The following is a 21,644-nucleotide window of genomic DNA, read 5'->3' as shown; positions in this document are numbered from 1 at the left end:
CGCCCCTCATCATGAATCACCCCGTGGACGCTGGGCGTTCAGGTACTCGCGCAGTTGTTCGATCATCTCGCTCTGGGTGCTCAGCGGCATCAGCAGCACGCGCAGCTTCTGCGCCATCAGCTCCCAGCGCTCGATGCGCGCTTCGGCCTGTTGACGGTAAGCCTGGCGCAGGTTGGCGTCCAGGGTGTCGAGCTCCAACTGCGCGCCGCGTTGGGCGAAGCGCAGCAGGCCGGCCGCGGGCAGGGCGTGGTCGAGCGGGTCGGAGACCGGCATCAGCAGCAGGTCGCAATGACGCGAGAGCATGGCCAGGTGCTGCTCGGCCTGGGCGCTGAGCGAGCGTTCGTCGCAGATGACAATGGCCAGGCTGCCAGGGCGCAGCACCTCGCGGGCGCGGCGCAGGGCCAGGCCAAGGCTGTCGGCCTGGGGCGCGGCTTCGGTGTGCAGGGCCTGGTTGACCTTGGCCAGGCGGTTGAGCAGCTGCAGCAGGCTCTGCTTGCTGCGCCGGGGTTTGATCTCGTGGTGCTCGTTGTCACCGAACACCAGCCCGCCGATACGGTCGTTGTGGCCCAGCGCGGCCCAGCCGAACAGCGCGGCAGCTTCGGCGGCAAGCACCGACTTGAACATCAGCCCCGAGCCGAAGAACAGGCGCTGGCTCTGCTCGACGAGGATGAATATCGGCCGTTCACGCTCTTCATGGAACAGTTTGGTGTGCGGCTCCTGGGTGCGTGCGGTCACGCGCCAGTCGATGTTGCGCACATCGTCACCGGCCTGGTACACGCGCACCTGGTCGAAGTCCACGCCACGCCCGCGCAGCTTGGAATGGTGCAGGCCGACCAGCGGGCTACGCTGGCCAGGGCGGGAAAACAACTGGATTTCGCGCACGCGGTGGCGCATGTCGATCAGTTCGGCGAGGCCGATGCGGATGCCGGGTTCGGCCTGCAGCGCGGTGGGCATGGGTCAGGCGACGGCCACGACGTCGAGAATGCGCTGGACCACGCGGTCCTGATCGATCCCCGCGGCTTCGGCTTCGAACGACAGGATGATGCGGTGGCGCAGCACATCGAACAGCACCGCCTGGATGTCCTCGGGGCTGACGAAGTCGCGCCCGGCCAGCCAGGCATGGGCACGGGCGCAGCGGTCAAGCGCGATCGAGCCGCGCGGGCTGGCACCGTAGGCGATCCAGTCGGCCAACTCGGCATCGAACTTGGCCGGGGTGCGGGTAGCCATCACCAGCTGCACCAGGTACTCCTCCACGGCGTCGGCCATGTACAGGCCGAGGATTTCCTTGCGCGCGGCAAAGATCGCCTGCTGGCTGACCCGGCGCTCGGGCTTCACTTCGCCGCCCAGTGCTTCGCCACGGGCCTGGGCGAGAATGCGGCGTTCGACGGCGGCATCGGGGAAACCGATCTTCACGTGCATCAGGAAGCGGTCGAGCTGGGCTTCGGGCAGCGGGTAGGTGCCTTCCTGCTCGATCGGGTTCTGCGTGGCCATCACCAGGAACAGCGGCGACAGGTCGTAGGTGCTGCGGCCCACGCTGACCTGGCGTTCGGCCATGGCTTCGAGCAGCGCCGACTGCACCTTGGCCGGGGCACGGTTGATTTCGTCGGCCAGCACCAGGTTGTGGAAGATCGGCCCCTGCTGGAACACGAAGCTGCCGGTTTCCGGGCGATAGATTTCAGTGCCGGTGATGTCGGCGGGGAGCAGGTCGGGGGTGAACTGGATACGATGGAACTGCGCCTCGATGCCTTCGGCCAGCTCTTTGATGGCCTTGGTCTTGGCCAGCCCCGGAGCCCCTTCGACCAGCATGTGGCCGTCGGCCAACAGCACGATCAACAGCCGCTCGACCAGTTTCTCCTGGCCTAGGATCTGAGAGGAAAGAAAGGTGCGTAGCGCGATCAGCGCTTCACGGTGTTCCATCGGCGGCGGTTCCTGGATATGCGCCAGGGGTGCGGGCAGCCTGGCAGGGGGGATACTTTAATCTATCCGTTGTGCCGCGTCGAAATCTGCACGCAGGCATTGCGGGGTTCGCTGATGTTTTCCCTGGACAATGTATCGCTTTCTGTCGCTTTCAAGGCGAACAGGAACCTGACCATGGGCAAGTCATACAGCGGTGTGCGAGTGGGTATTTTCTTTGACGGGACGGGCAACAACCAGGGCAATGCCGCCCAGCCGCCCAGTAACATTGCCCTGTTGCATGGGCTTTATCCGCAAGGGCGCGTGGCTGACCAAACGTTCATCAGGCTGTATGTGGAAGGCGTCGGTACGACCACGGGGGCGGCGGATTCGATGTATGCACAGGCAACCGGCCGAGGCGCAACGGGGGTGCAGGCGCGTGTAGGCCAGGCGTTGGCCGCGGTTGCCGAGCAGTTGCGCTTGCTGGCTGCGCCCGAGCGGGTCGAGTTCGACCTGTTCGGTTTCAGTCGCGGCGCGGCGGCGGCCAGGCAGTTGGCCAACCGGCTGGGCAGTGCTGAAGGGCTGCCGGCCGAGCTGCAGCGGGCGCGGCTGATCAACTTCATTGGCCTGTTCGACACGGTGGCGGCCATCGTCGAACCGCTGCGAGGTTGCTTCGATCCCGCCGCCGCGCGCCTGGGCGACCTCTGCCTTGGGTTGCCAGAGGGCATTGCCCGACAAGTGGTGCAACTGGTAGCCAGGGATGAGCAGCGGCACAACTTTGCCTTGGTGCGCAGCGGCAATGACATCATCGTACCAGGCGCGCATTCCGACATCGGTGGCGGCTACCCGGAGTCGATGCTCGAGCAGGTGTCGCTGAACAAGCCCTTCTCGAGCCAAGTGACGCAGAAAACGTCGGCCGAACGAACCAAGGCCTTTGCCCAGGCCCAGGCCTTGCTCGCCGACCTTGGCGACCCCAAGGCGAGTGTGCTGACGTGGGAAGTGCCGCTGAACGGAGGCCGGGCGCAGCGGGATGACGCGCAGAAACAGGTGTATGCGGCGGTTTATCGGGAGCGGCAAGTGCGTGGCCACCTGTCGCGTGTCTACCTGAGCATCATGCGCGAGCTGGGGTTGCGCAATGGCGTGCCATTTCTGCCGTTGGGCGATGTCGAGGCGCACCGGCTGCCGGATGAGTTGCGGGGGATCAGTGGCACGCTGCACGACCATGTGCTGAACGGCGGGGAGGGGCTGTCCGCTGAAGAGGAGGCGTTGCTGCAAGCAAGGTATGTCCATGCCTCGGCACACTGGAACGCAGTGAAGGGGCTGCACAGCAGCGGGCTGGATGTACTGTTTGTCGACCGGCCGGCGCAGGGGGGCAGGGTGGTGCATGAGAACCCTGTTGGCTGAAGGGGGCGGCGACAGAACCTGCCTCATCACCCGCCGGATGATGAGGCAGGAACTACCTTCAGTTTTTTGAGCTGGAGTGCTTGCGGCCCTGGTCGCACAGGGCGAACACCACTACCAGCACCCCGGCGATTGCCAGGATCAGCGCCACACCGTCGGTGGAGTGGGTCGCCGAGCCGGCCACCAGGGCCAGGCCGCCCAGCGGTGCCAGGCCACCGGCTACCGCCGTGCCGATCTCACGGCCCGTACCGAAGCCCGAGGAGCGCGTTTGGGTCGGGAACTGGCGGCTGAGGAACGAACCTTGCGGGGCGAACATCATGGGCGCGAGGATGCCGGTGCCGATCGCGATGGCGATGTAGATCCGGGTGGGCTCGCCAGTGCCCAGCAGCTGCAGGAACGGGTAGGCGAACAGTGCCGACAGGACCCCGCCAAGCATCAGCACGGTCTTGCTGCTCCAACGGTCACACAGCCAACCGAAGAACGGCACGGCGAAGATGGCTACGAGGCTGGCGATGGTCACCGACAGCGATGTGACATGCGCCTCCACACCCTTGAACTGGGTCAGGTAGGCGAGCGAGAAGGTCTTGAAAATGTAGCTCAGGGCGTTGTAGCCGATGGCCACGAAGAACACCACGGCCAGGCCCTTGAGGTCGTTCCTGAACAACAGCTTCAATGGCGACACCTGTGGCTTGCTGCTGTCGGCCTTGTCCAGCTCCTTGAAGTCCGGTGTTTCCGGGATGCTCTTGCGTACCCACAGGCCGATCGCCACCAGGGCGATGCTGGCGATGAACGGGATGCGCCAGCCACCGGCCAGGAGGAATTCGTTACCGTTCATGGTCAGCAGGTACACCGTCAGCGACGATAGCAGCAGCCCCAGGTTCAGCCCCAGCGCCGGCCAGGCGCCCTGGCTGCCGCGCTTGCCTTCGCTGGCATGTTCATAGGAGGTGACCGCCGCGCCGGACAGCTCGGCCCCCGCGCCCAGGCCCTGGATGATGCGGATCACCACCAGCAGGATCGGTGCCCAGATGCCGATGCTGGCGTAGCTTGGGATCAGCCCGATCAGCGCCGTGCACACGCCCATCATGCAGAAGGTGATCACCAGCACGTGCTTGCGCCCGAAACGGTCGCCCAGATAGCCGAACAGAATGCCGCCGAAGGGGCGGGCAATGAAGCCGATGGCGAAGGTGGAGAAGGCGAGCAGCGAGGCCACCGCCGGGTTGCTGGCATCAAAGAAGATCTTTGAAAACACGATCGCGGCCATCGTTGCGTAGAGATAGAAGTCGTACCACTCCAGCATCGAGCCGAAGATGGTCGCCGCCGCCACCTTGCGCAGGCGCTTGCGTTGCTGTTGCGGGGTCTCGTGCGCGGCCGGGGCCGCCTCATGTACCGACATGGGGGGTTCCTTATTGTCTTTGTAGTTGTGGGTGAAGCAGATTTCAGCGGGCCTTGAGGATCTTCGCGGCGATCATCTGGCCGATCGGAATGGCCGAGGTGGCAGCCGGCGACGGGGCATTGCAGACATGCACCATGCGCCGGGTCTCGGCGAACAGGAAGTCATGCACCAGGGTGCCGTCGCGCATCACTGCCTGGGCGCGAATACCCGCCTCGTAGGGCAGCAGGTCTTCCACTTGCAGCGACGGGCAATACTTGCGGCACTGTTCCAGGTAGCCGCGCTTGAACAGCGAGTTCTTCATTTCGGTGGTGCCAGAGCCGAGGTTGTTCCACAGGGTTTTCCAGAAGCCCGGGAAGCTGGCGTACTCGGCGACGTCGCGCCAGTTGAGCGAAAACTTGCGGTAGTTCTCGCGACCGAAGCCGAGCACGGCATTCGGGCCGACGGTGACGCTGCCGTCGATCATGCGCGTCAGGTGCACGCCGAGGAATGGCAGTTCCGGGTCGGGGATCGGGTAGATCAGGTGGTTGACGATCTGGTTCTTGCTGGCCGGCAGGCGGTAGTACTCACCGCGGAAGGGAATGATCTGGTGGTCGATCTTCACCCCGGCCAGGCGCGCCAGGCGGTCGGACTGCAGGCCGGCGCAGGCCACCAGCTGGCGTGCGCGCCAGGCGTGGCTGTCGGTGCCTACGGCGACATGGTCGGCGTGCTCGTGGATGGCACGCACGCGGGTGGACAGGTGCACTTCGCCGCCAGCCTGGCGGATCACCTTGGCCATGGCGTTGCACACCTGGGTGTAGTCGACGATGCCGGTGGCATCGAGGAACAGCGCGCCCTTGCCGACGATGTTCGGCTCACGTTCGGCCAGTGCAGCCGCATCCAGGCGCTCGACCTTCAGGCCGTTCTGTTGCGAGCGCTCGTACAGCGCCTGCATGCGTTGCACTTCCAGGTCGTTGGAGGCCACCAGCAGCTTACCGCAGACCTCGAAGGCAATGCCGTGCTCGGTGCAGAAGTCCTTGGTCGCCTGGGCGCCGCGCTTGCACAGTTCGGCCTTCAGGCTGCCAGGCGCGTAGTAGATGCCCGCATGGATCACCCCGCTGTTGTGGCCGGTCTGGTGGCGGCCGAGGCTGGCTTCCTTCTCCAGGATCAGCAGGGATGCGCCCGGGCGTTGTTCGAGCAGGGCCATCGCGGTGGCAAGGCCGACGATGCCGCCGCCGATGATGCAGTAGTCATAAGTCATGCAGGGGTACCTTGGTGTTCTTGTCGGTGGATCTGCTTATCAGGTTGTCAGACTAAGTAGTGCGCAAAACGGCCCGCATCAGGCCGCGTCAGTTTCTCCGGGGGTCAGTCGAGGGCGGGCAGGTCTATCTTCAGGCGCTTGGCCGAGGCGCGAAGATGCGCTTCGGCGCAGGCTGCGGCCGCGTGGCGGTCGCCATCGGCGATCGCCTGGTACAGTGCCTGGTGCTCGCGGTTGGCCTCGGCCGAACCGCCCACCGAATGGGCGGCGGAGTTTTCCCAGGCGGTGCGCCGTGCGCTGGCCAGCTGGCCGCCGAGGAAGTCGTGGAAGGCCACGAAGTAATCATTCTTGCTGGCTTCGGCAATCGCCCGGTGGAAGGCCACGTCGGCGGCCGAGGCGGTGGCATAGTCGCTGCGCTTGTCGAGCATTTCCTGCAGGGCCTTGGCCATGTGCGCCAGGTCCTGCTCATCACGTCGGCGGGCGGCGATGGCGGCAGCCTGGGTTTCGATCCACAGGCGCATTTCGAACATCTGCGTAAGGTCAGGCGTGCGGCCATGGCTGCCAGGGAAGCGGAAGACGGTACCGGCGGGCGTTTGCGAGATATAGGAACCGAGCCCGCGCCGGGCGATCAGCACACCGTCTGCCTTGAGCTGCGCCACGGCCTCGCGCACCACCGAGCGGCTGACATTCAGCTGTTCGGCCAGTTGCTGTTCGGTGGGCAGGCGCGATTCGGCGGCCAGGCGGCCGGAATCGATCTCGGTACGGATGGCGCTGACGACCCGGTCTACCAGGGTGTCGGGGCGCTGGAGCTCTAGCATGGAAACGGTTGCCTAGTTATCAGGTTGTCAGACAATGCCTGTTGTGAGGGCAGGGTGTCAATGGGGCATCTGCCTTGCAGGCCAGGCCTCTTCGCGGCGAACCGCCGCGAAAGGGCCGGAACAGGAGGACTCAGAGCTCGCTGACGAAGGTGCCAGTGCCATCCAGGATGTTCTTCAAGGTCAGCGCCACCTCCTCGAGATCAGTCCCCGCCGAAGTCAGCACGATCTCCAGCGCTTCATCCCCTTTCAGCGCATCACGATCCCCGGCCGCCACTTCGATCAGCAGACGCTGCGCGCTCAAGGTCACCTTCAACCCATCCAGCGTCGAAGGCTCGTCATCCAGGGTCAGGTCGACGGTGTCCTCATCCGGATAACGGGTTAGCAAGAACATCTGCCCCTTGTCGCTGTGGCAGCACAAGGTCGCCATGTTGTCTTCCTCGTCATCGCAAGGGGTGGCGAACAGCACGGCGGTGTGGATCTGCATGGCGACGACTCGGTCCAGGGAATTGATAGGGAATTCTGACAGCCTTGCGGCCATCCATAAACGTAAAGTTACCAGCCCTTGACCGAAATTGTCGCAGCCTCGCAAGCGGCAATGACCGCTCAGTCGTTAAGCTTCGGCGAGCCCTGGACGTGCCTGCCACGTTCAACGTCTGGTTTTTACCGTCCGGCTTGCCATGGGTTGGCTATCGTTGATCCGTACATGGCGGACATTCGCGACGCTTCAACTATTACAAAGCCCAAGCGGAGTACCACAGATGGCGTTCTTCACCGCAGCCAGCAAAGCCGACTTCCAGCACCAACTGCAAGCGGCCCTGGCGCAGCACATCAGCGAACAGTCCCTGCCACAAGTGGCGCTGTTCGCCGAGCAGTTCTTCGGCATCATCTCTCTGGACGAACTCACCCAGCGCAGGCTTTCGGACCTTGCCGGCTGTACCCTCTCGGCGTGGCGCATCATCGAGCGCTTCGACCCCGAATACCCGCAAGTGCGGGTGTACAACCCTGATTACGAGCGCAATGGCTGGCAGTCGACCCATACCGTGGTCGAAGTGCTGCATCACGACTTGCCGTTCCTGGTCGACTCGGTGCGCACCGAGCTCAACCGCCGCGGCTACAGCATCCACACCCTGCAGACCACCGTGCTCAGCGTGCGCCGGGGTGCCAAGGGCGAACTGCTCGAACTGCTGCCCAAGGGCACCCAGGGCGAAGGCGTGCGCCATGAGTCGCTGATGTACCTGGAGATCGACCGCTGCGCCAATGCCGCGGAACTGACCGTGCTGGCCCGCGAGATCGAGCAGGTGCTGGCCGAAGTGCGCGTGGCGGTGGCTGATTTCGAGCCGATGAAAGCCAAGCTGCGCGACATCGTCGCCGAGGTGGAAAACACCGCCTACGGCCCGGCCCAGCATGAAAAGGGCGAGGTCAAGGCCTTCCTCGAGTGGCTGCTGGACAACCACTTCACCTTCCTCGGCTACGAGGAATTCACCGTCCAGGCCGACAGCGACGGTGGCCAGATGGACTACGACGAGCAGTCGTTCCTCGGCCTGCCACGCCGCCTGCGGGTGGGCCTGACGGCGGAAGAACTGCGCATCGAAGACTACGCCGTGGCCTACCTCAACGAGCCGCTGCTGCTGTCGTTCGCCAAGGCCGCGCTGCCCAGCCGCGTGCATCGCCCGGCCTACCCGGACTACGTGTCGATCCGCCAGCTGGATGCGGACGGCAAGGTCATCAAGGAACACCGCTTCATGGGCCTGTACACGTCGTCGGTGTACGGCGAGAGCGTGCATGCCATCCCTTACATCCGCGTGAAGGTCGCCGAAGTCGAACGCCGGTCCGGCTTCGACCCGAAAGCGCACCTGGGCAAGGAACTGGCCCAGGTGCTCGAAGTGCTGCCACGCGACGACCTGTTCCAGACCCCGATCGACGAGTTGTTCAACACCGTCATGTCGATCGTGCAGATCCAGGAACGCAACAAGATCCGCGTGTTCCTGCGCAAGGACCCGTACGGGCGCTTCTGCTACTGCCTGGCCTACGTGCCACGCGAGATCTATTCCACCGAAGTGCGGCAGAAGATCCAGCAGGTGCTGATGGAGCGCCTGAAGGCCAGCGACTGCGAGTTCTGGACCTTCTTCTCCGAATCGGTTCTGGCGCGCGTGCAGCTGATTCTGCGGGTCGACCCGAAGAACCGCATCGACATCGACCCGCAGCAACTGGAAAACGAAGTGATCCAGGCCTGCCGCTCGTGGCACGACGACTATTCGGCGCTGGTCATCGAGAACTTCGGCGAAGCCCAGGGCACCAACATCCTGGCTGACTTCCCCAAAGGCTTCCCGGCTGGCTACCGCGAGCGTTTCCCGGCGCATTCGGCGGTGGTCGACCTGCAGCACGTGGTGGCGCTGTCCGAGCACAAGCCGCTGGCGATGAGTTTCTACCAGCCGCTGACCCGCCTCGGCGACCGCCTGCTGCACTGCAAGCTGTACCATGCCGATACCCCGCTGGCGCTGTCGGACGTGCTGCCGATCCTGGAAAACCTTGGCCTGCGCGTACTCGGCGAATTCCCATACCGCCTGCGCCACACCAGCGGGCGCGAGTTCTGGATCCACGACTTCGCCTTCACCTACAGCGAAGGCCTGGACCTGGACATCCAGCAGCTCAACGACATCCTGCAGGATGCCTTCATCCACATCGTCAAGGGCGACGCCGAGAACGATGCCTTCAACCGTCTGGTGCTCACCGCCGGCCTGCCATGGCGCGACGTGGCGTTGCTGCGTGCCTATGCCCGTTACCTGAAGCAGATCCGCCTGGGCTTCGACCTTGGCTACATCGCCAGCACCCTGAACAACCACACCGAGATCGCCCGCGAGCTGACCCGGTTGTTCAAGACCCGCTTCTACCTGGCGCGCAAGCTCACCGCTGAAGACCTGGACGACAAGCAGCAACGCCTGGAGCAGGCGATCCTCACCGCCCTGGACGATGTTCAGGTGCTCAACGAGGACCGCATCCTGCGCCGCTACCTGGACCTGATCAAGGCCACCCTGCGCACCAACTTCTACCAGCCGGATGGCAACGGCCAGAACAAGTCGTACTTCAGCTTCAAGTTCAACCCCAAGCTGATTCCCGAGCTGCCCAAGCCCGTGCCGAAGTTCGAGATCTTCGTCTATTCGCCACGGGTCGAGGGCGTGCACCTGCGCTTTGGCAATGTCGCCCGCGGCGGCCTGCGCTGGTCGGACCGCGAGGAAGACTTCCGCACCGAAGTGCTGGGCCTGGTCAAAGCCCAGCAGGTGAAGAACTCGGTGATCGTGCCGGTCGGCGCCAAGGGTGGCTTCCTGCCGCGCCGGCTGCCGCTGGGCGGTACCCGCGACGAGATCGCTGCCGAGGGCGTGGCGTGCTATCGCATCTTCATCTCCGGCCTGCTCGACATCACCGACAACCTCAAGGACGGCGGCGTGGTGCCGCCGGCCAACGTGGTGCGTCACGATGACGACGACCCGTACCTGGTGGTGGCAGCCGACAAGGGCACCGCGACCTTCTCCGACATCGCCAACGGCATTGCCATCGATTACGGCTTCTGGCTCGGCGACGCGTTCGCCTCGGGTGGCTCGGCCGGTTATGACCACAAGAAGATGGGTATCACCGCCCGTGGTGCCTGGGTCGGCGTGCAGCGCCACTTCCGCGAGCGCGGCATCAATGTGCAGCAGGACCCGATCACCGTGATCGGCATCGGCGACATGGCCGGCGACGTGTTCGGCAACGGCCTGCTGATGTCTGACAAGTTGCAACTGGTGGCGGCGTTCAACCACCTGCACATCTTCATCGACCCGAACCCGGACCCGGCCACCAGCTTCGTCGAGCGCAAGCGCCTGTTCGACCTGCCGCGCTCGGCCTGGAGCGACTACGACATCAGCATCATGTCCGAAGGCGGCGGGATCTTCCCACGCAGCGCCAAGAGCATCGCCATCAGCCCGCAGATGAAGGAACGCTTCGCCATCGAAGCCGACCGCCTGACCCCGACCGAGCTGCTGCACGCGCTGCTCAAGGCGCCGGTCGACCTGCTGTGGAACGGCGGTATCGGGACCTACGTCAAGGCCAGCACTGAGAGCCATGCCGATGTCGGCGACAAGGCCAACGATGCCCTGCGGGTCAACGGCAACGAACTGCGCTGCAAGGTGGTAGGCGAGGGCGGCAACCTTGGCATGACCCAGCTCGGTCGTGTCGAATTCGGCCTGCATGGCGGTGCCACCAACACCGACTTCATCGACAACGCCGGTGGCGTGGACTGCTCCGACCACGAGGTCAATATCAAGATCCTGCTCAATGAAGTGGTGCAGGGTGGCGACATGACCGAGAAGCAGCGCAACCAGTTGCTCGGCAGCATGACCGACGAAGTGGCTGGCCTGGTGCTGGGCAACAACTACAAGCAGACCCAGGCCCTGTCGCTGGCAGCCCGCCGCGCCCGCGAGCGGATCGCTGAATACAAGCGCCTGATGGCCGACCTCGAAAGCCGTGGCAAGCTGGACCGCGCGATCGAGTTCCTGCCGTCCGAGGAACAGCTGGCCGAGCGTCTGGCGGCTGGCCAGGGCCTGACCCGCGCCGAGCTGTCGGTGCTGATCTCGTACAGCAAGATCGACCTCAAGGAGCAGTTGCTCAAGTCGCTGGTGCCGGACGATGACTACCTGACCCGCGACATGGAGACCGCCTTCCCGCCGTCGCTGGTCAGCAAGTTCGCCGACGCCATGCGCCGTCACCGCCTGAAGCGCGAAATCGTCAGCACCCAGATCGCCAACGACCTGGTCAACAACATGGGCATCACCTTCGTCCAGCGCCTGAAGGAGTCGACCGGCATGAGCCCGGCCAACGTCGCCGGGGCCTATGTGATCGTGCGTGACATCTTCCACCTGCCGCACTGGTTCCGCCAGATCGAGGCGCTGGACTATCAGGTGCCGGCGGAGATCCAGCTGACCCTGATGGACGAGCTGATGCGCCTGGGCCGCCGCGCCACCCGCTGGTTCCTGCGCAGCCGCCGCAACGAGCAGGATGCCGGGCGTGACAGCGCGCACTTCGGGCCGAAGATCGCCCAGTTGGGGCTCAAGCTCGACGAGCTGCTGGAAGGCCCGACCCGAGAGCGCTGGATGGTGCGTTACCAGAGCTTCGTCGACGCCGGCGTGCCAGAATTGCTGGCGCGCATGGTTGCCGGTACCACCCACCTGTACACCCTGCTGCCGATCATCGAGGCCTCGGACGTGACGGGGCATGACCCGGCGCAGGTGGCCAAGGCGTTCTTCGCCGTGGGCAGCGCGCTGGACCTGACCTGGTACCTGCAGGAAATCAGCAACCTGCCGGTGGAAAACAACTGGCAGGCCCTGGCCCGCGAGGCGTTCCGTGACGACATCGACCTGCAGCAGCGGGCAATCACCATCTCGGTCTTGCAGATGGCCGATGCGCCGGAAGACATGGACGCCCGGGTGGCGCTGTGGGCCGAGCAGCACCGGGTGATGGTCGAGCGTTGGCGCGCAATGCTCGACGACCTGCGCAACGCCACCGGCACCGACTATGCGATGTATGCGGTGGCCAACCGCGAGTTGGTCGACCTGGCGTTGAGTGGGCAGGCGGCGGTGCTGCCGTCCTAAAAGAAAGCCCCGGCAATTATGCCGGGGCTTTTTTTGTATTCCTGTCCCGGCCTCTTCGCGCCGAACCGCCGCGAAGAGGCCGGGGCAGGCTCACTTGAACCTGCGCTCCACGCCTTTTTCCACCAGGATCTTCGCCGAAATCTCTTCCACCGAGAAATGCGTCGAATTGATGTTGGGAATGTTCTCCCGGCGGAACAGGTTCTCCACCTCGCGCACCTCGAATTCGCACTGGGCAAAGCTCGAATAGCGGCTGTTGGGCTTGCGCTCGTGGCGGATGGCGGTCAGGCGGTCGGGGTCGATGGTCAGGCCGAACAGCTTGCTGTGGTGCTTCTTCAACACCGCCGGCAATTGCAGGCGCTCCATGTCGTCCTCGGTCAGCGGGTAGTTGGCGGCGCGAATACCGAACTGCATGGCCATGTACAGGCAGGTGGGCGTCTTGCCGCAGCGTGATACGCCGACCAGGATCAGGTCGGCCTTGTCGTAGTAGTGGGTGCGCGCGCCGTCGTCGTTGTCCAGGGCGAAATTCACCGCCTCGATGCGTTCCATGTAGTTGGAATTGCCACCAATGGAATGCGATTTGCCGACGGAATACGACGAATGGGCCGTCAGTTCCTGCTCGAGCGGGGATAAAAACGAAGAAAAGATGTCGATCATGAAGCCGTTCGACGTCGCCAGGATCTCGCGGATGTCCTGATTGACGATGGTGTCGAAGATGATCGGCCGCATGCCATCGCGCTCTGCGGCGGCATTGATCTGCTGCACCATGGTCCGCGCTTTTTCCGGGCTGTCGATGTACGGACGAGTGAATTTATTGAACGGAATGCTTTCGAATTGAGCGAGCAGGCTCTGGCCCAGGGTTTCGGCGGTGATGCCGGTGCCATCGGAGATGAAGAACGCGGTTCGTTTCATTTGCGATCTGGGCCTTAAGCTGATGACGTTTCTTGGATATGATAAGTTCGGTTTGCCGAATGCGGCTGTCAGCAATTCTGCCATATTTTGCAAACCTATATTCCAGGTACAGGCCACAAGCGTCCGGCCCAGTCAACGAAGGCAGGCGGGCGCCCTTGAGCTTTTCCAATACAGTTAGTGGAGAGATCACCTTGGTAGAGTACGTAGTTTCCCTCGATAAGCTCGGCGTCCACGATGTGGAGCATGTGGGGGGCAAGAACGCATCCCTGGGCGAGATGATCAGTAACCTCGCTGGTGCCGGTGTGTCGGTGCCGGGCGGCTTTGCCACTACGGCTCAGGCGTACCGTGACTTTCTCGAACAGAGTGGCCTGAACAACAAGATCCATGCGGCACTCGATGCCCTCGACGTGGATGACGTCAACGCCCTGGCCAAGACCGGCGCGCAGATCCGTCAGTGGGTCATGGAGGCCGATTTCCCGGCCCGCCTGGATGCAGAAATCCGCACCGCCTTCGCCGAAATGTCCCAGGGCAACGACAACATGGCCGTGGCCGTGCGTTCCTCGGCCACTGCCGAAGACCTGCCCGACGCCTCGTTCGCCGGCCAGCAGGAAACCTTCCTCAACATCCGTGGCGTCGACAACGTGATCCGCGCGGCCAAGGAAGTGTTCGCCTCGCTGTTCAACGACCGCGCCATCGCCTACCGCGTGCACCAGGGCTTCGACCACAAGCTGGTAGCCTTGTCCGCCGGCGTGCAGCGCATGGTCCGTTCGGAAACCGGCACAGCCGGCGTGATGTTCACCCTCGACACCGAGTCGGGCTTCCGTGACGTGGTGTTCATCACCGGCGCCTACGGCCTGGGTGAAACCGTGGTGCAGGGTGCGGTCAACCCTGACGAATTCTACGTGCACAAACAAACCCTGCAGGCTGGTCGCCCGGCCATCCTGCGCCGCAACCTGGGCAGCAAGGCGATCAAGATGGTCTATGGCGACGAAGCCAAGGCCGGCCGTTCGGTCAAGACCATCGAGGTCGACCGTGCCGATCGCGCCCGTTTCTGCCTGAGTGACGACGAAGTCAACGAACTGGCCAAGCAGGCGATGATCATCGAGCAGCACTACCAGCGCCCGATGGACATCGAGTGGGCCAAGGACGGTGATGACGGCAAGCTGTACATCGTCCAGGCTCGCCCTGAGACCGTGAAGAGCCGCGCCAGCGCCAACGTCATGGAACGTTACCTGCTTAAAGAGAAGGGCACCGTGCTGGTCGAAGGTCGCGCCATCGGCCAGCGCATTGGCGCCGGCAAGGTCCGCGTGATCAACGATGTGTCCGAGATGGACAAAGTGCAGCCCGGCGACGTGCTGGTTTCCGACATGACCGACCCGGACTGGGAACCGGTGATGAAGCGCGCCAGCGCCATCGTCACCAACCGTGGCGGGCGCACCTGCCACGCGGCGATCATTGCCCGTGAGCTGGGTATCCCGGCCGTGGTCGGTTGCGGCAATGCCACCCAGGTGCTGAAAGACGGCCAGGGCGTCACCGTATCCTGCGCTGAAGGCGACACCGGCTTCATCTTCGAGGGTGAGCTGGGCTTCGACGTCAAGCAGAATTCGGTAGACGCCATGCCGGAGCTGCCGTTCAAGATCATGATGAACGTCGGCAACCCGGACCGCGCCTTCGACTTCGCCCAGCTGCCCAACGCCGGCGTGGGCCTGGCACGCCTGGAATTCATCATCAACCGCATGATCGGCGTGCACCCCAAGGCACTGCTGAACTATGCCGGCCTGCCCGTCGAGCTGAAGGAAAGCGTCGACAAGCGCATCGCCGGCTACAACGATCCGGTCGGTTTCTATGTCGAGAAGCTGGTCGAGGGCATCAGCACCTTGGCGGCCGCCTTCTACCCGAAAAAGGTCATCGTGCGCCTGTCGGACTTCAAGTCCAACGAGTACGCCAACCTGATCGGCGGCAAGCTGTATGAGCCGGAAGAAGAAAACCCGATGCTGGGCTTCCGCGGCGCCTCGCGCTACATCAGCGAGTCGTTCCGCGACTGCTTCGAGCTCGAGTGCCGTGCGCTCAAGCGCGTGCGCAACGAGATGGGCCTGACCAACGTCGAGATCATGGTGCCGTTCGTGCGTACCCTGGGCGAAGCCAGCCAGGTCGTCGACCTGCTCGCCGAAAACGGCCTGGCCCGCGGCGACAACGGCCTGCGCGTGATCATGATGTGCGAGTTGCCGTCCAACGCCATCCTCGCCGAAGAGTTCCTCGAGTACTTCGACGGCTTCTCCATCGGCTCCAACGACCTGACCCAGCTGACCCTGGGCCTGGACCGTGACTCGGGCATCATCGCTCACCTGTTCGACGAGCGTAACCCGGCGGTGAAAAAACTGCTGGCCAACGCCATCCAGGCGTGCAACAAGGCCGGCAAGTACATCGGCATTTGCGGCCAGGGCCCATCGGACCATCCGGACCTGGCCAAGTGGCTGATGGAACAGGGCATCGAAAGCGTGTCGCTGAACCCGGACTCGGTCCTGGAGACCTGGTTCTTCCTGGCCGAAGGCCAGGGCGCGGCCTGATGCGGTAAATTGCGGGGGCGCGTCTGGCGCGCCTCCGCCTGGTTTTTTCCAGGGCGAGCTCCAGTGATGGATCCCGCCCTTTTTTGTGCACCAAGCAACCTTATGCAAAGCAGCAGCAACCTTTTTCCCGTGGCCTTGCTCAGTGCCGAGCGCCGCGGCGACCTCAGCGAAGACGTGTACCGTATCAAGGCCGGCAACGGCCCTGACCCCAGCGTCGAACTGGCCGTGACCCGCCTGGGGTTGGCTGACCAAGGCCGACCCCAGGGTGTGCCGGTGATTCTGCTGCATGGCAGTTTCTCCAACCGGCGTTTCTGGTATTCGCCCAAGGGCATCGGCCTTGGGGCCTATCTGGCTCGGGCCGGGTTCGACGTATGGATCCCGGAGATGCGCGGCCACGGGCTGTCGCCGCGTAACCGCAACTGGAAGCACAACAGCGTGGCCGATTATGCCCGCGACGACCTGCCGCTGATCGGTGCATTCGTGCGCGAGCAGGCTGGCCAGGCGCCGCACTGGGTCGGCCACTCCCTGGGTGGAACGACCTTGGTGGCAGCCTTGGGTGGCGGCTTTATAAAGGCTGAACAGGTGGCCAGCGTTGCGCTTTTCGGCACCCAGGTCAGCCGGGTCTATTGGCCACTCAAGGTGCCTCCGCTGACCTGGGGGGCAAAACTGCTGCTCAAGCGTTGGGGGCAGATTTCCGGGCCGCGCTTCAAGCGTGGGCCGGAGGACGAGCCAATCGGCCTGGCGCTGGAGAGCATGCGCTGGCATGGCCTGTTCGGGCGCTTTGGCGACAAGCAGAACGACTGGTGGGCGGGGCTGGCCGATGTGGATGTACCGTTGCTGGCGGTGGCCGGCGCGGGGGACTTTCAGGACCCGGTGTGGGCCTGCCGCAAGCTGTTCGATCAGCTTGGCGGGGAGCGCAAGCAGTTCCTGCGTCTGGGCCGTGAAGAGGGGTTCGAGGCCTTTGGCCATGTCGACATGCTGGTGAGCAAGGCGGCGCAGGTGCAGGTCTGGCCGTTGGTTGAGCGCTGGTTGCGCGATCCGCTGCTGCCGGTGCATGAATCGACGCTGGTACGCGAGCCTTTGCCTGTCAGCTGAATTTACTTCGCCGGCACAGGCAAAACACGACCGCTCAGTCCTGGATGACTGCAACAGCTTCTACGGTGTAGCCTTGGCCGATACCCGCTTTCGTTGTGACTGACAGGAGCTTCCCATGCAGCATTACGTAACGCCCGACCTGTGTGACGCCTACCCCGACCTGGTGCAGGTGCTCGAACCCATGTTCAGCAACTTCGGTGGCCGCGACTCTTTCGGTGGCCAGATCGTCACCATCAAGTGCTTCGAGGACAACTCGCTGGTCAAGGAGCAGGTCGAGCTCGATGGCAAGGGCAAGGTCCTGGTGGTCGACGGGGGTGGCTCGCTGCGCCGTGCGCTGCTCGGTGACATGCTCGCCGAAAAGGCAGCCAGGAACGGCTGGGAAGGTCTGGTGATCTACGGTTGCGTGCGTGACGTCGACGTACTGATCCAGACCGACGTCGGTGTGCAGGCGCTGGCCAGCCACCCGATGAAAACCGACAAGCGCGGCATCGGCGACCTTAACGTGGCCGTGACCTTTGCCGGTGTCACCTTCCGCCCGGGCGAATACCTGTATGCCGACAACAATGGCGTGATCATTTCGCCAAGCCCGCTGAAAATGCCGGAGTGACGCGCGGTACGCGCTGATGGAGCTTTGATGTTCGAGGAAGACAACGCGCAGTGGGGGCTGGTGCATGCCCTGGTGCTCGATGGTAAAGGTGGCGCGCGTTCGATTGCCCGGACCGAGCTGGACGGCTTGCAGCTGCAACCACAGGAAAGCCTGTGGCTGCACTGGGATCGCAGTCATCCGCAAACCCGCACCTGGTTGCTGCAGGACAGTGGCCTGAGCGAATTCGCCTGCGACCTGCTGCTGGAAGAAAACACCCGGCCACGGCTGTTGCCGCAGGCCGGTGAGCAGATGTTGCTGTTCCTGCGCGGGGTCAACCTCAACCCGGGCGCCGAGCCCGAGGACATGGTTTCGGTACGCATTCATGCCCAGGCCCAGCGCGTCATTTCGCTGCGTTTGCGGCCATTGCGTGCCAGCGATGAAATCCTTCAGCAGCTGGAAGAGGGCAGGGGGCCGAAATCGGCCTCCGAGCTACTGCTGTTGATGGGCGAGTTGCTGACCGAGAAGGTCCAGAGCCTGGTCAGCGACCTCTCGGAACTGGTCGATCTTGAAGAGGAGAAGGTTGAATCCGACGAACGGTACACACCGGAGCACGGCAGCCTGCAGCAGATTCGCCGCCGCGCCGCGGGCTTGCGCCGCTTCCTGGCACCACAGCGTGAGATCTATGCCCAACTGTCGCGCAGCAAATGGAGCTGGTTCTGCGATGCCGACAGCGATTACTGGAACGAGCTGAACAACAGCCTCATCCGCTACCTCGAAGAGCTGGAGCTGACTCGCGAGCGGGCAGCACTGGTGCTGGAGAGCGAAGACCGCCGACGCAGCGAGCGGATGAACCGGACCATGTACCGCTTCGGCATCATCACCTGCATCTTCCTGCCCATGAGCTTCGTCACCGGTCTGCTCGGCATCAACGTCGGCGGCATTCCGGGGGCGAGCAACCCTTATGGCTTCCTGCTTGCCTGCATCGTCGTGCTCGGCCTGGCGGTCGGGCAGTGGTGGTTGTTCCGGCGGTTGCGCTGGGTATGAACATGCCGGGTCATCACGAAACATTCGTTCCACTGCGATGTGTGACCCATCGCCCGGCTACCTCGTCTCTGAGTGACATTGCGCGAGGTGCCCATGCACGATCCGTTTGAAGAATCACTGCGTGACCTGCTCAAGGCGTCGCCCTCCAGTGAGGAGCGAGACGATGCCGCGTGCCTGGGGCGCGTGCTGAAAACCGCCAACCGCCAGGTCGGTGCTGGTGATCTGTTCAGCCTGCTTGGCCGCTGGAGCCAGGCGCTGCTGATCGCCGTGAACAATGGCTCGGCGCACGTTGCGCCGGTGCGTCGACACTCTCCCCGCAACGCTGCCGATGGCAGCAAAGCAGATAAGGCCGATTGAATATGGAACTCGATCTCTGGACCCAGAGCCTGGTCACTGCCATGACCGCCCTATGGACCAAGGTAGCGAACTTCATCCCCAACCTGTTCGGCGCGCTGGTCGTGGTGCTGCTCGGTTTCGTGGTGGCCAAGCTGCTCGACACACTGCTTTCCAAGCTCCTGGCCAAGTTCGGCCTGGACCGCCTCATGGCCGGTACCGGGCTGACCAAGATGCTTGGCCGGGTTGGCATCCAGGTGCCGATCTCGACCTTGATCGGCAAGATCGTCTACTGGTTCGTGTTGCTCATCTTCCTCGTCTCGGCCGCTGAGTCGTTGGGCCTGGAGCGGGTTTCGGCGACCCTGGACATGCTCGCCCTGTACCTGCCCAAGGTGTTCGGCGCAGCCTTGGTGCTGCTGGCCGGCGTGCTGCTGGCGCAGGTGGCCAACGGCTTGGTGCGCGGTGCGGCCGAGGGGATCGGGCTGGAATATTCCGCAGGCCTGGGGCGCATCACCCAGGGGCTGGTGATCATCATCAGCATCTCGGTGGCGATCAGCCAGCTGGAGGTCAAGACCGACCTGCTCAACCACGTGATCGTGATCGGGCTGATTACCGTTGGTCTGGCCGTTGCGCTAGCCATGGGCCTTGGCAGCCGCGAAATCGCCGGGCAGATCCTCGCCGGCATCTACGTTCGTGAACTCTACCAGGTCGGCCAGCAGGTGCGGATTGGAGAGGTTGAAGGAATGATCGAAGAGATCGGCACGGTCAAGACGACGCTGTTGACCGATGAGGGCGAACTGGTGTCGCTGTCCAATCGCGAGCTCCTTGAGCAGCGAGTCAATAGCCGCTAACCGCACAAAAGCTGTTAATGTATGCCGCCGCAAAATCAGCCCCAAGGGTTGAGCGGCGACATTGACCTGACTGTCGGCCAGATCCGTTTTGAATAAAGTTCATTCGCCGCCCATGCGTTACGACCCCCGCGAACTCACCGACGAGGAGTTGGTGGCGCGTTCGCATGAAGAGCTGTATCACGTGACCCGCGCCTATGAAGAGCTCATGCGGCGCTACCAGCGGACCCTGTTCAACGTCTGTGCGCGTTATCTGGGGAACGACCGCGACGCTGATGATGTCTGTCAGGAAGTGATGCTGAAGGTGCTCTACGGTCTGAAGAACTTCGAAGGCAAGTCCAAGTTCAAGACGTGGCTCTACAGCATTACCTACAACGAATGCATTACCCAGTACCGCAAGGAGCGTCGTAAACGCCGGTTGATGGATGCCTTGAGCCTGGACCCTGTAGAAGAGGCGTCCGAAGAGAAGGCTCCGAAGCCGGAAGAAAAAGGCGGGCTGGACAAGTGGCTGGTGCATGTGAACCCGATTGACCGGGAAATTCTGGTGCTGCGTTTTGTCGCGGAACTGGAATTTCAGGAAATCGCCGATATCATGCACATGGGCCTGAGCGCAACAAAAATGCGCTACAAGCGCGCGCTAGACAAGCTTCGCGAGAAATTTGCAGGGCTGGATGAAACTTAGGCCTCTGCAAATATCTCTAACGGATCGGCGAGTTCTGCTAGACTTGCCGTCGAGTTGTCCCCCGGATGTTGGTGGGACTGCTTAACTATCACCAGATGGGGATTTAACGGATGAAATTGAAAAACACCTTGGGCTTGGCCATTGGCTCGCTCGTCGCAGCTACTTCGTTCGGCGTTCTGGCTCAGGGCCAAGGCGCGGTCGAAGTCGAAGGCAACGTGACCAAGCAGTACTACGACAGCGAACGTAACTTCAAGAACGACGGCACCAACCCTGGTGTTCGTCTGGGTTACTTCCTGACTGACGACGTATCCCTGGACCTGGGCTACAACGAGACTCACAACGCTCGTGGCGAAGTCTTCAACAAAGACATCAAAGGTTCCAAGGCCAAGCTGGACGCTACCTACCACTTCGGTACCGTTGGCGACGCTCTGCGTCCGTACGTCTCCGCAGGTTTCGCTCACGAGAGCCTGGGCCAGGCCACTCGTAGCGGCCGTGACCACTCCACCTTCGCCAACGTTGGCGCTGGCGCCAAGTGGTACATCACCGACATGTTCTTCGCCCGTGCCGGCGTTGAAGCCATGTACAACATCGACGACGGCAACACCGAGTGGGGCCCAACCGTTGGTGTTGGTCTGAACTTCGGTGGTAGCGGTGGCAAAGTGGCTGCTGCTCCGGCTCCAGTTGCTGAAGTCTGCTCCGACTCCGACAACGACGGCGTTTGCGACAACGTCGACAAGTGCCCAGACACCCCAGCCAACGTTACCGTTGACGCTGATGGCTGCCCGGCTGTTGCCGAAGTCGTTCGCGTTGAGCTGGACGTCAAGTTCGACTTCGACAAGTCGGTCGTCAAGCCAAACAGCTACGGCGACATCAAGAACCTGGCTGACTTCATGAAGCAGTACCCACAGACCACCACCGTGGTTGAAGGTCACACTGACTCCGTCGGTCCAGACGCCTACAACCAGAAGCTGTCCGAGCGTCGTGCCAATGCTGTCAAGCAGGTTCTGACCCAGCAGTACGGTGTTGAATCCAGCCGCGTTCAGTCGGTTGGCTACGGCGAAACCCGTCCGGTTGCTGACAACGCCACCGAAGAAGGCCGCGCTATCAACCGTCGCGTTGAAGCTCAGGTAGAAGCCCAGGCCAAGTAATTGGTTTGAAGCTTCAATGAAAAACCCGGCCTCGGCCGGGTTTTTCTTTGCCTGTCATTTATGCAGCCA

General features: G+C 63.2%; 17 protein-coding genes. 10 read left to right on the top strand and 7 right to left on the bottom strand.

Annotated elements, in window-relative coordinates; translation table 11 throughout:
* Positions 1 to 9: 9 nt before the first annotated feature.
* Entirely contained in the window at positions 10 to 954 is a 945-nt protein-coding gene (locus ACQKPS_RS13005; protein WP_254480853.1) for a DUF58 domain-containing protein, read from the bottom strand.
* 3 nt (positions 955 to 957) lie between these two features.
* Positions 958 to 1,917: an AAA family ATPase gene (locus ACQKPS_RS13000; protein WP_027919334.1), complete on the bottom strand. Its 960-nt coding sequence runs from the start codon at positions 1,915 to 1,917 to the stop codon at positions 958 to 960.
* Positions 1,918 to 2,091: 174 nt separating this feature from the next.
* Between ACQKPS_RS13000 and ACQKPS_RS12995 the strand changes: the two genes are divergently transcribed.
* A complete protein-coding gene (locus ACQKPS_RS12995) occupies positions 2,092 to 3,297 on the top strand; it encodes a phospholipase effector Tle1 domain-containing protein (RefSeq protein WP_427604365.1) in 1,206 nt (401 codons plus the stop codon).
* Positions 3,298 to 3,355: 58 nt separating this feature from the next.
* Here ACQKPS_RS12995 and ACQKPS_RS12990 read toward each other — a convergent pair whose 3' ends face one another.
* The 4 genes from ACQKPS_RS12990 to ACQKPS_RS12975 form a co-directional block, all read right to left on the bottom strand.
* Positions 3,356 to 4,687, bottom strand: a complete 1,332-nt coding sequence (locus tag ACQKPS_RS12990) for an MFS transporter (protein ID WP_427604363.1) — start codon at positions 4,685 to 4,687, stop codon at positions 3,356 to 3,358.
* 43 nt (positions 4,688 to 4,730) lie between these two features.
* On the bottom strand, positions 4,731 to 5,924 hold the full coding sequence (gene lhgO / locus ACQKPS_RS12985; RefSeq protein WP_427604362.1) for an L-2-hydroxyglutarate oxidase: 1,194 nt from the start codon (positions 5,922 to 5,924) through the stop codon (positions 4,731 to 4,733).
* Between the two features lie 104 nt (positions 5,925 to 6,028).
* Entirely contained in the window at positions 6,029 to 6,739 is a 711-nt protein-coding gene (locus ACQKPS_RS12980; protein ID WP_283725087.1) for a FadR/GntR family transcriptional regulator, read from the bottom strand.
* 130 nt (positions 6,740 to 6,869) lie between these two features.
* On the bottom strand, positions 6,870 to 7,223 hold the full coding sequence (locus ACQKPS_RS12975) for a hypothetical protein (protein ID WP_400730198.1): 354 nt from the start codon (positions 7,221 to 7,223) through the stop codon (positions 6,870 to 6,872).
* Between the two features lie 274 nt (positions 7,224 to 7,497).
* On the opposite strand from ACQKPS_RS12975, the gene ACQKPS_RS12970 reads away from it, so the two are divergent.
* The gene (locus tag ACQKPS_RS12970; RefSeq protein ID WP_427604359.1) at positions 7,498 to 12,363 is read left to right on the top strand and encodes an NAD-glutamate dehydrogenase; all 4,866 of its coding nucleotides are present in this window, start codon (positions 7,498 to 7,500) and stop codon (positions 12,361 to 12,363) included.
* 90 nt (positions 12,364 to 12,453) lie between these two features.
* On the opposite strand, the gene ppsR is transcribed toward ACQKPS_RS12970, so the two are convergent.
* Positions 12,454 to 13,272, bottom strand: coding sequence for a posphoenolpyruvate synthetase regulatory kinase/phosphorylase PpsR (gene ppsR, locus ACQKPS_RS12965; protein WP_054885785.1), 819 nt, complete (start codon positions 13,270 to 13,272; stop codon positions 12,454 to 12,456).
* A gap of 191 nt (positions 13,273 to 13,463) precedes the next feature.
* On the opposite strand from ppsR, the gene ppsA reads away from it, so the two are divergent.
* From ppsA to ACQKPS_RS12925, 8 genes are all read left to right on the top strand, one after another.
* On the top strand, positions 13,464 to 15,839 hold the full coding sequence (ppsA, locus tag ACQKPS_RS12960; RefSeq protein WP_283725084.1) for a phosphoenolpyruvate synthase: 2,376 nt from the start codon (positions 13,464 to 13,466) through the stop codon (positions 15,837 to 15,839).
* 102 nt (positions 15,840 to 15,941) lie between these two features.
* On the top strand, positions 15,942 to 16,934 hold the full coding sequence (locus ACQKPS_RS12955) for an alpha/beta fold hydrolase (RefSeq protein WP_254480846.1): 993 nt from the start codon (positions 15,942 to 15,944) through the stop codon (positions 16,932 to 16,934).
* Positions 16,935 to 17,049: 115 nt separating this feature from the next.
* Positions 17,050 to 17,541, top strand: coding sequence for a ribonuclease E activity regulator RraA (gene rraA, locus ACQKPS_RS12950; protein ID WP_254480845.1), 492 nt, complete (start codon positions 17,050 to 17,052; stop codon positions 17,539 to 17,541).
* 27 nt (positions 17,542 to 17,568) lie between these two features.
* Positions 17,569 to 18,564: a zinc transporter ZntB gene (locus tag ACQKPS_RS12945; RefSeq protein ID WP_254480844.1), complete on the top strand. Its 996-nt coding sequence runs from the start codon at positions 17,569 to 17,571 to the stop codon at positions 18,562 to 18,564.
* Between the two features lie 93 nt (positions 18,565 to 18,657).
* Positions 18,658 to 18,921, top strand: a complete 264-nt coding sequence (locus ACQKPS_RS12940; protein WP_427604356.1) for a CrfX protein — start codon at positions 18,658 to 18,660, stop codon at positions 18,919 to 18,921.
* 2 nt (positions 18,922 to 18,923) lie between these two features.
* Entirely contained in the window at positions 18,924 to 19,748 is an 825-nt protein-coding gene (locus tag ACQKPS_RS12935) for a mechanosensitive ion channel family protein (protein ID WP_054883442.1), read from the top strand.
* Positions 19,749 to 19,860: 112 nt separating this feature from the next.
* Complete coding sequence (sigX, locus tag ACQKPS_RS12930; protein WP_033696348.1) at positions 19,861 to 20,427, top strand: RNA polymerase sigma factor SigX; 567 nt, start codon at positions 19,861 to 19,863, stop codon at positions 20,425 to 20,427.
* Positions 20,428 to 20,537: 110 nt separating this feature from the next.
* Complete coding sequence (locus ACQKPS_RS12925; protein WP_054883443.1) at positions 20,538 to 21,575, top strand: OmpA family protein; 1,038 nt, start codon at positions 20,538 to 20,540, stop codon at positions 21,573 to 21,575.
* The last annotated feature ends 69 nt before the right edge of the window (positions 21,576 to 21,644 follow it).

Source organism: Pseudomonas sp. NPDC086566 (assembly GCF_050280885.1).
GTDB classification, from domain to species: Bacteria; Pseudomonadota; Gammaproteobacteria; order Pseudomonadales; family Pseudomonadaceae; genus Aquipseudomonas; species Aquipseudomonas vlassakiae.
This window is presented reverse-complemented; position numbering and strand designations above follow the sequence as displayed.